Origin of the sequence: Capnocytophaga sp. oral taxon 380 str. F0488, assembly GCF_000318255.2 — a bacterium.
Lineage (GTDB): Bacteria > Bacteroidota > Bacteroidia > Flavobacteriales > Flavobacteriaceae > Capnocytophaga > Capnocytophaga ochracea.
Window position 1 is genome coordinate 258 of record NZ_KB291213.1, and the last position, 15414, is coordinate 15671.

Genomic DNA, 15414 nt, shown 5'->3' on the forward strand with positions numbered 1-15414 from the left:
TTTTTTCACCAAAACCTCTCTCAGCTCTCTTCCGTTATCTTTCGGTATCTTATGATACTCCAAAAAATCCAATTACCAACCCCCAATTAGTAAAACCTAACTCATTTTTTGCTAGTCTCCTAATTTATTACTACCTTTGCCTCATACAAATAAAAAATACTTAAACATTATGTCTTACATAGCAACTATAAACAGCAATAATCCTGAAGCCTTAGAGGTAATAAATTACCTTAAGACTCTTGACTTTGTGAAAGTTACTAAGAAAAAAGAATCCAAAAAAAATGCAACAGTTACTTCCGAAGTTTTAGAGGAAGATGAAAACGGCATCCCTCTAAAATTTAAAGATAAAATAATGGCTATGTCAAAACAAGCAAATCGCAATATGACCAAACGTTGGGAAGCAGCTATCGCCAAAGAAGAAAAAAAGCATAAAATATGATAGTCATTTCCGACTCCAATATCATTTTCAGTTGCTTTTACACCCCTAATGGCGTAATAGCCTCTATTCTTAAAAACAAGAAGAATAAGTTACAATTTATAGCCCCCTCTTTTCTATTAGAAGAAGTTAAAGAACATTTGCCCGAAATTATGAAAGACAACCTTCTCACTAAAAGAAAGGCAAACGCTTTATTGAAAGAATTTACCCAAAACATTACTTTCTACGAATTAAAAGATATAAAAAAACAAAATAGAGACAAAGCAAGTAAAATAGCCAAAAATATAGATCCCGATGATTATCTTTTTATAGCTTTACACTTTGAAAAGGGACATAAAATATGGACTTGTGACAACATCCTTTCTAAAAGATTAAAAGAAATGGGCTACGATATATGTATTTCTACACAAGAATTAAAAGCCAATATCTATAAAAAAGTATATCCTCTACCAAAAGATTCTCAAAATAAAAATAACCTTAGTTCCTCATATTTATATAACTAAGAAAACATCAATAAACCTCCTCTTAAATTTACTAATCAGCAAATTGTCTAATTGACAAATTATTCATATCTTTGCCCCATAAAACTGATATAGTGTTATGGAACAGGTGTACATCTTTATGCTGTTCGTGTTCTTGGTGCTCGCCGTTATCGATTTGGTGGTGGGTGTGAGTAACGATGCAGCTAACTTTCTTAACTCTGCCGTAGGCTCCAAAGTAGCCACCATTCGCACCATTATGATAGTCGCCAGCGTGGGGGTAGCCATTGGTGCCGTCTTTTCTAGCGGAATGATGGAAATCGCACGTAAAGGCATCTTTAACCCTCAGCTCTTCTATTTCGATGAGGTAATGGTTATCTTTATGTCGGTTATTCTTGCCGATATCCTCCTCTTCGACCTCTTCAACTCTATCGGTCTACCTACTTCCACAACCGTTTCTATCGTATTCGAACTCTTGGGCGCTGCGATGTGTGTCGCCACTATCAAAACGTTTATGAGTGACGAATCGCTTTTTAACGCTTTCAACTATATCAATACAAGCGAAGCAGGCAAAATTATCACCGGTATTTTCACCTCGGTAGCCATCGCCTTTACTGTCGGTACGATTGTGCAATATTTAGCCCGATTAGTATTCTCATTTAAATATCAAGAAAATGTAAAATATGTAGGAGGTGTGTTCGGCGGGCTCTCGCTTACAGGGCTTTCCTACTTCATTATCTTTAAAGGACTCAAAGACGTCGCTTTCATTCCTAAAGAAGCCATTGCGTGGATAGACACGAATATAGTGCCGCTACTCATTGGCTGTTTTATTTTCTATTCGGTGCTCTCACAAGTGCTTATCCGTATGAAAGTAAATATTTTTAGGGTAATTATCCTCAGCGGTACTTTTGCTTTGGCAATGGCTTTTGCGGGTAACGACTTAGTGAACTTCATAGGGGTACCGGTAGCAGCTTATCAGTCGTATGATATATGGCATAATTCAGGAGTAGCTCACGACGGCTTGTTAATGGGTGCTTTAGCCGATGGGCAAATCTCTACTCCTACTGCATTGCTATTGTTCACAGGTTTTGTGATGATTCTCACCCTTTGGTTTTCCAAAAAAGCACGTCACGTGATTGATACAGGCGTCAATCTATCTCGTCAAAACGAAGGAGGTGAAGAGAAGTTTTCTTCTAACTTCTTATCGCGATTCTTGGTACGTATTACAGTGATTTGTGCCAATGCCGTGAACTTCATAATGCCAAAATCGATTAGCAACAAAATAGACCACCGTTTTGAAAAACCTGAACCTGACCCTAATGTAAAAGAAGAAGACCTCCCTGCTTTCGACCTCGTGCGTGCTGCTATCAACCTCGTGGTATCCAGTAGTTTGATTGCCATTGGTACTTCCTTTAAGCTCCCACTTTCTACTACTTATGTAACCTTTATGGTGGCAATGGGTTCTTCCCTAGCTGATAGAGCTTGGGGGCGCGATAGTGCTGTATATCGCGTGGCAGGGGTACTGAACGTAATCGGCGGTTGGTTTTTAACGGCTATTGTTGCCTTTATCGGGGCATTTTTAGTAGCAGGCATATTGTATTACGGAAGCGTGATTGGACTTATTGTGATGATAATGGTAGTGGGCTTTGTGCTCATTCGCAACGCAATTATCTACCGCAATAAACAGAAAGCCAAAGCACAAGGCAAACGCTTTGAGCGTGCCGACTTGGCTACCATTGGCGGTGTCATCAAAGAAAGCTCTAACTATGTATCCGAAACGATTTTCCGCATCGACCAGCTTTATAGCAAAGTGGTGAAGAATCTCGGTACTCAAGATTTAGGCAAACTCACCAAAAACAAAAAGAATGCTAAAAAGCTCGAAAAAGAACTCGATGAGCTGAAAGGTAATGTATACTACTTTATCAAATCGCTGAATGAAAGTTCGGTGGCGTCCAGCAAGTTTTATATCCTTATTTTGGACTGTTTGCAGGATATGGCACAATGTCTCACGGCTATCACACTCAATAGTTATGAACACGTAAACAACAATCACAAGAACCTAAAATTTAATCAGCTACGTGACTTAAAATACATTTCCGATAAGATGGAAGATGTGTTTAAGGCAGAAGCCGAAATATTCAAAGGTTCAGACTATAACAAGTTACACATAATTTTCGAAGATTGTAAGGTGTTGAAAAACGAAGTGTCAAAGATGGTACAAAAACAAATCGACCGTATTCGCACTACCGAAACCAGTCATAAAACTACTAAATTATATTTTAGTATTTTATTAGAAACCAATGCGCTTATCCGTGCTAATAACAACCTGCTAATGCAGTTCGATGAATACCAAAAACAGCAAAATAAGAAGAAGAAAATGAACCTTATCACCCAAGTAACAGGGAAGAAATAATGAAGAAATAAAAAAGAGGCAACTAAGTTAATTCTTAGTTACCTCTTTTTCTTTTTCTATATTTTAACTATTCGTTAATAGCTGCAATACCAGGGAGTACCAATCCTTCAAGGCTTTCAAGCATCGCTCCACCACCGGTAGAAACATAACTTACTTTATGCTCAAAACCAAATTGTTTTACAGCAGCTACCGAGTCGCCACCTCCTACGAGTGAGAAAGCTCCTTTTTTAGTAGCTTCAGCCACGTAATCACCTACGGCAATGGTACCTTTAGCAAAGTTAGGCATTTCAAATACTCCGATAGGACCATTCCACAAAATAGTTTTCGATTTAAGCAATACCGATTTGATATTTTCAAGAGTCTTAGGTCCTGCATCCAATCCTTCCCAACCATCGGGAATAGCATTTACAGGTACTACTTGTGTTTTGGCGTTGTTATCGAAAGCGTCAGCTGCTACTACGTCTATAGGCAAGTGTACTTCTACTCCTTTAGCTTTGGCTTTGGCAAGGATATCGAGTGCAAGGTCAAGTTTATCGTCTTCGCAGATAGAACTACCTACTTTTCCGCCTTGTGCTTTGATGAAAGTATAAGCCATACCCCCACCTATGATAAGGTGGTTCACTTTATCTAAGATATTTTCGATAATAGTGATTTTAGAAGAAACTTTTGAACCACCAAGGATAGCAGTTACAGGCTTTTCACCGTTTTTCATCACTTTATCAATACTTTCAATCTCCTTAGCGAGGAGGTAACCAAAGCATTTGTGGTTAGGGAAGAATTTCGCTACAATAGTAGTCGAAGCGTGAGCGCGGTGAGCGGTACCAAAAGCGTCGTTCACATAGATATCGCCGAGTTTAGCAAGCTGTTTAGAGAATGCTTCATCTCCTTTTTCTTCTTCGTTATGAAAACGCAAGTTTTCAAGTAATACCACACTACCAGCAGGAGCAGTTGCTACCGCTTTTTCGGCTACTTCACCTACGCAATCATCTACAAAAATCACTTTTTTACCTAATACTTTTTCCACTTCACTTACGATGTGACGCAAAGAATACTTGTCGTTGCGTTCCCCTTTTGGGCGACCTAAGTGGCTCATAAGTACTGCGGTTCCTCCATCTTTGAGGATTTTCTCGATAGTAGGTTTTGCAGCCTCAATACGAGTGTTATCAGTTACTTTAAAATTTTCGTCCAATGGCACATTAAAGTCCACGCGAATAAGGGCTTTCTTGCCCGCAAAATTAAAATTGTCTATGGTTTTCATATATCTAAAACTACAATAATTTTATTCAAGCCTCAAAGGTACAACAAAAAAGTGATATACACAAAACTTTTTGACAATAATTTTATTTCACCAATTGCCCTTGATAGTAGAATTGGCGAACTGACAAATTGGCTAATTGCCAAATTATCTTTATCTTTGCGCCCTCAATTAAGTAAGAAAACCTCTATGGCTAAAGAAATAGACGAAAGTAAACAAGGACAAAGCCTTGTTTTACAAGCTGATAATAACAATTCCAAAAAACTATATATCGAGAGTTATGGTTGCCAAATGAACTTCTCCGACAGTGAAATCGTAGCTTCTATTCTCTCCAAAGCGGGATATAATACTACCGACACTATTGACGAAGCCGATTTGGTACTTATCAACACCTGCTCGGTACGCGAAAAGGCAGAACAGACCATTCGCAAGCGTTTGGAGCAGTTTAATGTGTACAAACGCAAGAAACCCGCTATGAAAGTGGGCGTATTGGGCTGTATGGCCGAAAGGGTAAAACACTCCTTCCTCGAAGAAGAAAAAATAGTGGATATGGTGGTAGGTCCTGATGCTTATAAGGATTTACCTAACCTACTTGAAGAAGTGGAAGAAGGTCGTGAAGCGGTAAATGTGATTCTCTCTAAGGACGAAACCTATGCCGATATTACGCCTATCCGTCTCAATAGCAACGGTGTAACAGCTTTTGTGTCGATTACGCGCGGTTGTGACAATATGTGTACTTTCTGCATTGTACCTTTTACTCGCGGACGTGAACGCAGTCGCGACCCTTATTCTATCCTCAACGAAATAGCCGACCTCCAAGCGCGCGGCTTTAAAGAGGTTACTCTCTTGGGGCAAAATGTAGATAGTTACTTATGGTATGGCGGCGGACTCAAAAAGGATTTCAGCAAAGCAAGTGAGATGCAACAAGCCACCGCTATCAACTTTGCTAAACTGCTCGATATGGTGGCAACAGCTCAGCCTGAAATGCGCATCCGCTTTTCTACCTCCAATCCGCAGGATATGACCCTCGATGTGATTGATACGATGGCAAAACACCCTAACATCTGCAAGTATATCCACCTGCCCGTACAGAGCGGTAGCAATCGCATCTTGAAAGCGATGAACCGCCTTCATACTCGCGAAGAATATTTTGCGCTGATAGACAGCATACGCGAACGCATTCCTGAGTGTGCTATTTCGCAGGATATGATTGCTGGTTTCCCCACCGAAACTGAAGAAGACCACCAAGATACGCTTTCGCTAATGGAATATGTGAAGTATGATTTTGGGTTTATGTTTGCTTATTCGGAGCGTCCTGGCACGTTAGCAGCACGCAAAATAGAAGATGATGTACCCGAAGAAGTGAAGAAACGCCGTCTTGCTGAGATTATCGACCTGCAACAGAAACACAGCTTGTACCGCACTCAAGCACAAATAGGCAAAACGGTAGAAGTGCTTATAGAGGGAAACTCTAAAAAATCGGATAAAGAGTGGATGGGGCGCAATAGTCAGAATACCGTAGTAGTATTCCCAAAAGAAGATTATAAAATAGGCGATTTTGTAATGGTAAAAATTACAGATTGTACTTCTACTACCCTAATAGGAAAAGCAGTGAAAATTAGTAATGAAAGACAATAGAGAAGAAACAAAATAGGCTGCCTGGTTAAGGGACAGCCTATTTTATATTACTTTTAGTTGTGATAATATTAGCAACTTAATTACCTGTTGCGTTACGAGCTAACTCTATAATCTCTAAATTCTTAATCTCTCCTGCTTCTATCTCAAAACGAAGCATCGTACGCACGGTTTGCCAACCATAAAGACCAGCAGCTCCTGGATTGAGGTGTAGCAACTGAAACTGTTTATCGTATTGTACTTTTAGAATATGTGAATGCCCCGAAATGAAGAGTTTAGGAGAGCAGCTTAGGATTTCTTGTTTTGCCAACGGACTGTATTTATTAGGGTAACCCCCTATGTGTATCATCAGTACCTCTACACCCTCACAAGCAAACCGATTTACTTCAGGGAACTGATGCCGTATCTCTATGCCATCGATATTACCATAAACCCCACGCAAAGGTTTTACGGCTTGCAACGCCTCTATCACTGCCAAGTTACCAAAATCGCCACAATGCCACACTTCGTCTGCCTCGCTGGCGTAGTGCAATATACGATCGTCTATATACGAATGGGTATCGGAGAGAAGAAGGATTTTCATTGTACATCTAATTTATGATGTTGTTTACCCTGAATCTTGTAACAAGCGCGTTTGGCAGCAATCTCTTCAGCTTTTTTCTTAGACGTAGAACGCGCCCGAGTTACCGAAAAGCCTTGTACGTGCACTTTAGCAACGAAAAACTTAGTCTCAGAACAATCTTCTATATCTTCTTCAGCCTCAAAAGCAAAGTCTAACTTATGTTTTTGACACCATTCTATTAACAAGCTCTTATGGCTAATAACCTTTCCTTCCAGATTCTTGATGTTGATATACGGCAAAATGAGCTCACGCTCAATGAACTTAAAACAAGCCTTATAACCTCTGTCTAAATAAATTGCTCCTATAAGTGCCTCGAAGAGGTTACCAGTGATATTATTACCTAATTGTCTCGGAGTGAGTTTAGTGCGCAAGAAGTCCAAGAGCCCCATATCCTTACCGAGCTGGTTAAGATTGCGACGTTCTACAATTTTAGAGCGCATTTTGGTAAGATAGCCTTCATCTTGTTCAGGAGCATTGGTGAAAATATAGTCGGCTATCACGGCGCCAAGAATCGCATCACCCAGAAATTCAAGGCGCTCATAGCTCTTACGCGTCGCTTTTTGGAATTGGTAAGAAGGGTGTGTAAAAGCCTCGCTGTAATACGATAAGTTTTTAGGAGGAAATCCTAAAAGCTCTTTGATTTTAGTATAAAAAATCCCGTCTTTCTTCTTAGGAATAAGACGGGGAAAAGTTAATATTTTCTTTAAGCCGAACACTTATAGTTTATATCTTTTTGAATAATAAGCACGCATTGTGTCCACCGAAACCAAAGGTGTTGCTCATCGCTACTTTCACGTCGCGGTGTTGCGCTTTGTTGAAGGTGAAGTTCAGACGTTGATCTATTTTTTCATCGGGGTGTTCAAAGTTGATGGTAGGAGGAACGATGCTGTGTTTGATAGCGAGAATAGACGCTACTGCTTCTATCGCTCCCGCAGCTCCGAGCAAGTGCCCCGTCATCGATTTAGTAGAGTTAATATTGATATCGTAGGCGTGCTCACCAAATACATCTAATACTGCCTTAGATTCAGCGATGTCTCCTAATGGAGTAGATGTACCGTGCATATTGATAGCATCTACTTCGTTCACTGATACTCCTGCGTCTTTAAGACAGTTAATCATCACGTTTTTAGCACCAAGCCCTTCAGGGTGAGGTGCCGTCATATGGTAAGCATCAGCAGAGAGACCTCCTCCTGCTAATTCGCAGTAGATAGTAGCTCCACGAGCCACTGCGTGATTGTACTCCTCAAGCACTACCGCTCCTGCTCCTTCGCCTAATACAAAACCATCGCGATTGGCATCAAACGGACGAGAAGCTTTGGCAGGGTCTTCATTGAAAGTAGAAAGAGCGTGCAAGGCGTTGAAACCACCGATTCCAGCAATAGTAACCGCTGCTTCCGAGCCACCTGATACCATCATATCAGCATAGCCAAAACGAATGTAGTTTAACGCATCTATCATAGCATTAGCTGCAGAGGCACACGCTGAGACTGTAGTGAAGTTAGGACCCCTAAAACCATAGCGTATAGAAATCACACCTGCTGCGATATCAGCTATCATTTTAGGTATAAAGAATGGATTAAAGCGTGGCGTACCATCGCCTTCGTTGAAGTTGATTACCTCATTTTGGAAAGTTTCTAACCCCCCAATACCTGAGCCCCAAATTACCCCTATGCGGTCTTTATCAAGCGTATCCATATCAAGATGAGCATCTTTTACGGCTTCATCAGCAACCACTAAGGCATATTGAGCAAATTTATCGAGCTTACGTGCTTCTTTTTTGTCTATAAAATCCTCGACATTAAAGTTTTTTACTTCGCAAGCAAACTTTGTCTTAAACTTTGAAGCATCGAAATGGGTAATAGGCGCAGCACCGCTCTTGCCGGCTACGAGTCCTTCCCAAAACTCTTGGGCGGTATTACCTATAGGGGTAAGAGCCCCTATACCTGTAACTACAACACGTCTTTTCTCCATATTAGTTTCAACTTTTTAGCATTTAGGTTTAGAGCAAAAAGCATTAAGCAGTAAGCTACCAAGTATATACGCTGATAGCCTACTGCCTATGAGCCAATTATTGTTTAGCGTCTTCAATATATTTGATTGCTTGACCTACAGTTGCAATGTTTTCAGCTTGGTCATCTGGAATTTGAATATCAAATTCTTTTTCAAACTCCATAATCAATTCAACAGTGTCTAATGAATCAGCTCCTAAGTCGTTAGTGAAGCTCGCTTCTGCGGTTACTTCATTTTCGTCTACGCCTAATTTATCAACGATAATGGCTTTAACTCTTGATGCAATGTCTGACATAATTTTCTTTTTTTATAATTTGATAATAATTACTGCCGGCAAAAGTAACACTTTTTTTTTGAAACACAATCTTTTTCGTACAAATATTCTTATTTTTTACTTTTAAAAAGTACAAACCTACTTATTATCATAGATTTATCATTTTATAAATATTCTACTTTTTACTTTGCTTTTTTCACTTTTTTACTATCACACTTATTCCATTTCCGCCAAATCCTACGGCATTAATTAATATATGTTCGGGTTTATCGGGTACAGATTCAGGATAACTAAGGTAAGGCACCCCTTCGAAACGGTTATTCTGTAACATTCGTATTGCCATTGCGAGGTTGAGTGCTCCACTCGCCCCATAGGTATGTCCGTGTTGCCATTTATTATTGGTGAGTAGAGGTTTTTCTTCACCAAAAACCGCTTCTATAGCGTTGAGTTCAGCTTGATCACCTTTGATAGTACCAGTACAATGGGTTACAATCACATCTATTTTGGGGTTCCCAGCACTTGTCAAAGCACGACGCATAGCTTCTTGTAAGCACTGTCCGTTTTTAGAGAGCGATACGCTATGGGTAAGTTTTTCAGTGGCAAAGCCTATTCCTACGATATAGGCTAAGGCATTAGCACGTTCTCCTTTTTCTAAACAGAAACAACCTGCCCCCTCCCCTAACACCATAGTACTTTGTTTTTTGCTCATATCCATTGCCCTGCAAGGATAAGGCAAGGGCAGACTACTGTATATTTTCAGAGCTTTCACTTGTGCAATAGTAAAAGGGGTAAGAGGTGCCTCGCTACCACCTACCAAGAAGCGGTCTTCCATACCACTTTCGAGCCACGCAATGGCATTGGCAACGCCGTGTAAAGCGGTAGAGCAAGTAATAGAATGTGAGAGCTCAAAACCCTCATTGCTTAAATCCTGCGCTACCCAAGTGCTGATATTGCCTAAAGTAGTAGTAGGCGAAGCTAAGGTTTGGCAACTGCCTTCTTTCAGAAAATGACTAAAATGCTGTTCAAACAACATTGTTGCTCCTCGCGACGACCCTATATTGATACCAAAACGAACTCCTTGCCACCCTGCTTGCGCAACAGCTCTTCGTGCAGTATGTAAGGCATAAAGAACGGTGGGGTCTAAGGGCTCATAAGCAGAATTAGAAGCTCTGAGTTGTTCTATAAGTTTTTGGTCACGGTCAGAAAGTCGCCCTTGTGGGATATTATTGTAAAGAGAGAGTGCCTCAGCTGCGAGGGTACTCGCCCCTGTAATAGCTATTTTCATTTCCCGCTTACTAATTGTTGATTATCAATTGACAATAGTTCTATATATTCTTTAATATGCTTCTTCGCTTGCCAGCCCAAAGCTTCTGTTTTTTGGGTAATAACTTCAGCAGTCATACGGTTACCTTTGCGCTCCGGTAGCATTTGTATCTCGCCTCCAAAGAGCTGAGCGATTTCTAAAACTGTATAAGTCTCCGGACTGCCAATACCATAACCGTCGCCTTTACCTTTTTCACCTACCAAGAGTAAGCCCGCTACTATATCATCTATATGCGTAAAATTGCGCTGTTGAGTACCTGGGGCTACTACCGTGAGAGGCTCTCCTTTCTTCATCTTCTCTATAAAGAGTGCTATAAGCGTCGCATATTTTCCCGTGCCAACTTCTCCTTTGCCATAAACATTGTAGAAATACACAATAGCATAGTTGAGCCCATACCACATACCGTAGTTCTTGATAAGCTCTGTATTCGACGATTTGCTCCAAGCATACGGACTTTGGTCTTTCCCTAAACCCCCGTCACCAAACTTGGTGCTACTACCCGCATACACGAGTTTAGCCCCGTGTTTGCGACAAAACTCCAATACTTTGAGCGTACCTATTTTGTTAAACAACAATACCTTGTCAATATCCTCAAAACTCTGTTCCACCCGTGAGTATTCACCTAAGTGATAAATAATATCAGGTGAAAAACTGATAAGCTCGAAGATATGTTCGGTACTTCCTTCGATATATTGCACCCCTTCTACGTGATTTTCACGCTTACCGGTGAAATAATTGTCTAACGAATAGACCTCGTTGTTAGGGTCTTTGGCAAGAGCTTCACAAAGGTTAGAACCTACAAATCCTGCTCCTCCGGTTACTAATATTTTCTTCATTTATCCTAATAATACAACCTTAGTTCAATATAATACTATCCCGATTTTACAATTGCTTTGCGTTACATTATGTAGGGGCGAAATAACCTTTCACCCTCATTTTATTTATTCTTACTTGTGAATTGCAAAATAAGACAACCAATGGCGTAACACACCACATCTGCCCACGAAAAGTGATTGCCTAAGAGGATATACCCCAAGCTTCCTCTCGTGAAGCCCAAATAAGTAGCCACACCCAAGTACTGCATCACTTCTACGGCTACCGCAAAGGCAAATATACCCCAGATGAGTTTATCCTTATGCTTCACTTTCACGAACGAAAGCACTAAGTAGTACAGCAATATCACCACCAGTACATCGCCTATATAGCCTCTGATAAAGCCCATACTGCTAAACACTGTCGCAATAAGCAGTTCTGCCCCCAACAGTGCCAACGCCCATATAAAGTACTTTTTGTTAAATGTTAGTTTCATATCACACTTACCTAGCTGTCGCTGGCTTTACCTCTTAGCTAAAACAAACTTTCTCCATTCAAATCCGTCGTCAAAGCTTCCGTCATAAAGTCTAAAAACGGGCGCATTGCCAAAAGTCCCTGCACTACTTTCTTATCAAAGTCCTTCGCTGTAGCTTCTTGTCGTGTATAGTCGTGTTTTAAGAGAAACTGCTTTTTGCGCAAATAGGCAATCATCGGGTCGTCTTTCTCAAAACCTTTGGGGGCAGTCTTTACCTCGTCACCCCATAGTTTCCCGTCAAATTCTTTCTTTATCCCCTCACTATTCATCACTTTTTGAAAATCCTCAGCATTGAGAGAAATTTCCTGACGCATACGCAATAAATCTTCTTTGTTAGGGTCGAAAAAACCTCCCCCTATAAAGGTCTCTTGCGGACTAATATGCACGTAATACCCACCGCGGTAATGCGGTTGTTTGCGTTGTATATAGCAACCGAAGTGCGTCTTGTAAGGTGTTTTGTCTTTAGAAAAGCGCAAATCGCGATAGATGCGGTATATTTTCAGTGGCGCAAGGGTGTCGTGCTCAGCAAGCCCAGTATAAATATAATTGAAAAGCAATGTAGCTTCTAATTTAGCACATTCATAAGCCTCCTTATGAGCATCGAACCACTCTTTATTATTGTTTTTAGCAAGGTCTGTAAGAAAAGAAAAAATCATAATACTAATTACAAATGACAAATAATCAATAAGGATATCTTTGTTGTTAGAAGTGCAAAGATAGTAAATAATTGTAAATAGAAGACAATTAAATAACGATTTTTTAGTTTAGAGATTTTTACTAAAATTAAGAAATCATATAGTTTTCCCTTAAAATTTTTAAACTTATAAAAGTGTGAAAATCAATATTTTATATAGCCTTTGTATACCTATCTTCCAAGATTCGTTCAAGCTTCCTATAAGCTAAGCATATCTACCCTATATATAAAAAGTCTTAAAATTTTCAGATTTTCACACTTACCCCCACTTTAAATGAAAGAGTATTCCCAAAAGCCACTTGTCCGTTAAGTCCTACGTTTTTGAAGATGAAATAGCGAAAACCTAAATGTGCATTCCACAATACAAAATTATTGGGGTGTTCTCTTCTGAATTTTTCAGGTATAGGATCGGAAGAACTATCACAACCACCTGAACTATGTCCGTCAGGAGTATCGCTTTGCCAAAAACAATGCCCTATTGAAAGCCCTGTATACCAATCGGTAGTCATACGATGGTCAAAATGGAAGTCCACACTGAGCTCAGGTACGTAAGCAGTTTCGTATTTACTTTTAAGATTAAAACTCTGGTTAGAAAAGTTTGCTCCCACCGAGAAGCGAGGCGTAGCCCCATAGTGTACCCCTCCGCCTATAATACCTCCTATAAACGAAGCACCTGTTTGCACATCAATAAATACATCGCCTTTGGTATAGGCTTCTTGAGCACTTATTTGCAATGCAAAAAGCAATAGAATAAAGAGTAAAAACTTTCTCATATTGATTATTTTTTTACCCTTTGGCAGAGAATCCTCTGCCAAAGGGCTAAGGTTATTTCACTAAGATAAAATCGTTGTTTTTAATTCCATCTATGTACATTTCTTGGAAATGAGCAGAACAGCATTCTCCAATAGTACCTAAAAACTCTATTTTGTAGGTTTTAGTCTTATTTTTAAGGTAAAGAGTTTCTATCTTTCCTGTGTATAGAATTATTCCGTCTACCATAGCTACTAAAGCATATTCTTTATTCTTTGGAATATCGGTAGATAGCGTTGTGAGATATTTTTTTTCCGTACCATCTTCTACAATTTGGTAGAAATACACATTATCTCTATCACCTTCCCCTTTATTGTTCAAAAAATCTTGATACTCAGGAGCAGATTTAGCTATGAACAAGCGAAAAAAAGGAGGAGGAGAGCAACAAATAGGAGGTTCTTCATTCTCTTTTGTGTTTTTATTACAAGCTATTACAACGAGTAGCACTGTAAAGAATAATATTTTTTTCATATTTATTACTTAGTAAATATTAGTTATGATACATTTATTATATTGGAAATTCATAGGAGTTCCTGACTTATAAGTATTTGAAGATTCTTTATTCCCTTTAGTATTAAAAATACTTATATGATACCATCCAGTGCCATTTGCATAAAAACCATCTAATCCTGATACACCATATTTAGTTCCATCATTAGAATCCCCCCAGCCAAAATTGTTATGTATTAATTCTATTTTTTCATCATTTACAATCTTTACTTCTTCTGAAGAAGGACAATTAATATAATATTCAGTTATTTTTCTTTTTCTTAGTACATAACCATCTAAAACCCAAGCGTGTCCTTCTTTATAACTATATCTTGTCTGAGATTTTTTCCAAAACCACCAACCTGTAGTATAGGTATGAGATATTTCATAAGAATATCCTTGTATATAGATTGGTCTATTATTTCTTATCTCAGAAACAACTTGATCTACGTTATAAGGCATCAACAAAGCATTATTATACCCTAAGCTATGTAAAGCTTCTAAGGCTCTATTTGAACCGCTACCACCATCAGCTATACAACCATAGTTCATTGCTAATAAACCACTATCCCCCAAGTGTGCTAAAAGATGTTGAATATCCTCTCTAAAAGTAGCGTTATCCCCTACGTTATGACTATAAATACTAGAGAACATATCTCCACTATCTATTTTAGTCATATCGCCCCAATGCATTATTCTACCTTTAAAAACAGCTGGCTTTTTATGATAAGCTAATAATTATCCTACAGCAGTTGCTACACAACCTACAGGAGACTGGTCTTTATCTGCATCACAATATTTAGCTACTTTATCATTATAAAGTCCACTTTGTCCCCATAGCGTTTTTAACAAGGGTGCCTTTACATATTCTGTTTTCCATTCTCCATAAAATATCCTATCGTTGTCTTTTACTAAATAATGGTCTGCTGGATTTTCATTTTTTTTATTATTACTCTCAGGCTCTGATAAATCACAAAGAGCGTGTATTAAATCAAAATTGTACTTACTTTTTACCCTCTTACCATCTTTATCAAAATATCCCTTAGCTATCAGCTTTTCTTGTTGTTCCTTAGAAAGCTGTTTGAAGATAGCTTCTTCGGCTTGGATAGCCAGTTTCTCTTTATTAGCTTCAAAAGCGGCACGTTGTTCTTCTATGTACTCCTGCATATAGCTGAAAAGTATTGCTTGTCCTGGGTTGCTAATAGTGTCGCCAAGATGACCGTACGAATTATAGGCTAATACGCCAGGAACGCGCCTATCAGCTGAGGTAATTACATACCCTTGGTTGTTGGCAAAGTTTACAATGTACACATCGGCTTGTTCGGGCTTTGTATTGCCTTTGGTAGGTACGTAAGGCTTGCGAGTGTTGCCCTTTACTACTTCAATTGAGCCAATTTTTAAGGGAGTTTTGGTAACAATACCCTCTACTTCACGCATTTGCATAGCGGTAGCGAGAGCAGTTTCTTGGGCTTCTTCTGCCGAAATATGGGTTTGCCCTGTGAGAGCTACCCAACCTAAAAGTCCGTTGTCGGAAGCCTTCGTTTCAGTACTGGGTAATACTGAAATATCGGTGTCGGTTGCGAACGGGGCTTCTGCCTCTTCGCGTTGGCAGGAAAAGAAGAGTC

17 protein-coding genes are annotated in these 15414 nt (G+C 39.4%); 4 read left to right on the forward strand and 13 right to left on the reverse strand.

Annotation, left to right across the window (positions count from 1 at the left end; translation table 11 throughout):
• The first annotated feature begins 169 nt into the window (after positions 1-169).
• The 3 genes from HMPREF9078_RS07935 (at position 170) to HMPREF9078_RS07945 (ending at position 3328) form a co-directional block, all read left to right on the forward strand.
• Positions 170-439, forward strand: coding sequence for a hypothetical protein (locus HMPREF9078_RS07935; protein ID WP_009420190.1), 270 nt, complete (start codon positions 170-172; stop codon positions 437-439).
• Positions 436-939 carry a PIN domain-containing protein gene (locus tag HMPREF9078_RS07940; protein ID WP_009420191.1) on the forward strand — a complete coding sequence of 168 codons (504 nt, stop codon included), beginning with the start codon at positions 436-438 and terminating at the stop codon, positions 937-939. The genes HMPREF9078_RS07935 and HMPREF9078_RS07940 overlap by 4 nt, the downstream gene beginning before the upstream one ends.
• 97 nt (positions 940-1036) lie before the next feature.
• Complete coding sequence (locus HMPREF9078_RS07945; RefSeq protein WP_009420192.1) at positions 1037-3328, forward strand: inorganic phosphate transporter; 2292 nt, start codon at positions 1037-1039, stop codon at positions 3326-3328.
• A gap of 67 nt (positions 3329-3395) precedes the next feature.
• On the opposite strand, the gene pgk is transcribed toward HMPREF9078_RS07945, so the two are convergent.
• Positions 3396-4586: a phosphoglycerate kinase gene (pgk, locus tag HMPREF9078_RS07950; protein WP_009420193.1), complete on the reverse strand. Its 1191-nt coding sequence runs from the start codon at positions 4584-4586 to the stop codon at positions 3396-3398.
• Between the two features lie 186 nt (positions 4587-4772).
• Between pgk and miaB the strand changes: the two genes are divergently transcribed.
• A complete protein-coding gene (gene miaB, locus HMPREF9078_RS07955; protein WP_034543309.1) occupies positions 4773-6221 on the forward strand; it encodes a tRNA (N6-isopentenyl adenosine(37)-C2)-methylthiotransferase MiaB in 1449 nt (482 codons plus the stop codon).
• Between the two features lie 76 nt (positions 6222-6297).
• On the opposite strand, the gene HMPREF9078_RS07960 is transcribed toward miaB, so the two are convergent.
• The 12 genes from HMPREF9078_RS07960 to HMPREF9078_RS12185 all read right to left on the reverse strand — a co-directional run.
• Complete coding sequence (locus HMPREF9078_RS07960; RefSeq protein WP_009420195.1) at positions 6298-6801, reverse strand: metallophosphoesterase family protein; 504 nt, start codon at positions 6799-6801, stop codon at positions 6298-6300.
• The gene (rnc, locus tag HMPREF9078_RS07965; protein ID WP_009420196.1) at positions 6798-7556 is read right to left on the reverse strand and encodes a ribonuclease III; all 759 of its coding nucleotides are present in this window, start codon (positions 7554-7556) and stop codon (positions 6798-6800) included. The genes HMPREF9078_RS07960 and rnc overlap by 4 nt, the downstream gene beginning before the upstream one ends.
• 7 nt (positions 7557-7563) lie before the next feature.
• On the reverse strand, positions 7564-8811 hold the full coding sequence (fabF, locus tag HMPREF9078_RS07970) for a beta-ketoacyl-ACP synthase II (RefSeq protein ID WP_009417598.1): 1248 nt from the start codon (positions 8809-8811) through the stop codon (positions 7564-7566).
• A 97-nt stretch (positions 8812-8908) separates the two neighbouring features.
• A complete protein-coding gene (locus HMPREF9078_RS07975) occupies positions 8909-9145 on the reverse strand; it encodes an acyl carrier protein (RefSeq protein WP_002675303.1) in 237 nt (78 codons plus the stop codon).
• Between the two features lie 175 nt (positions 9146-9320).
• On the reverse strand, positions 9321-10409 hold the full coding sequence (locus HMPREF9078_RS07980) for a beta-ketoacyl synthase N-terminal-like domain-containing protein (RefSeq protein ID WP_009420197.1): 1089 nt from the start codon (positions 10407-10409) through the stop codon (positions 9321-9323).
• Positions 10406-11284, reverse strand: coding sequence for an NAD-dependent epimerase/dehydratase family protein (locus HMPREF9078_RS07985; protein ID WP_009420198.1), 879 nt, complete (start codon positions 11282-11284; stop codon positions 10406-10408). Before HMPREF9078_RS07985 ends, HMPREF9078_RS07980 begins: the two co-directional genes overlap by 4 nt.
• Before the next feature lie 101 nt (positions 11285-11385).
• On the reverse strand, positions 11386-11757 hold the full coding sequence (locus HMPREF9078_RS07990) for a DUF2809 domain-containing protein (protein ID WP_009417662.1): 372 nt from the start codon (positions 11755-11757) through the stop codon (positions 11386-11388).
• 38 nt (positions 11758-11795) lie between these two features.
• Positions 11796-12452, reverse strand: a complete 657-nt coding sequence (locus HMPREF9078_RS07995) for a DUF2461 domain-containing protein (RefSeq protein ID WP_009420199.1) — start codon at positions 12450-12452, stop codon at positions 11796-11798.
• Positions 12453-12735: 283 nt separating this feature from the next.
• Entirely contained in the window at positions 12736-13263 is a 528-nt protein-coding gene (locus tag HMPREF9078_RS08000; protein ID WP_002675294.1) for a hypothetical protein, read from the reverse strand.
• Positions 13264-13315: 52 nt separating this feature from the next.
• Positions 13316-13771, reverse strand: a complete 456-nt coding sequence (locus tag HMPREF9078_RS08005) for a hypothetical protein (protein ID WP_009420201.1) — start codon at positions 13769-13771, stop codon at positions 13316-13318.
• A gap of 9 nt (positions 13772-13780) precedes the next feature.
• Entirely contained in the window at positions 13781-14467 is a 687-nt protein-coding gene (locus tag HMPREF9078_RS12180; RefSeq protein ID WP_232305321.1) for a C10 family peptidase, read from the reverse strand.
• Between the two features lie 60 nt (positions 14468-14527).
• The coding region (locus tag HMPREF9078_RS12185) for a Spi family protease inhibitor (protein ID WP_009420203.1) at positions 14528-15414 on the reverse strand (887 nt) is incomplete at its 5' end.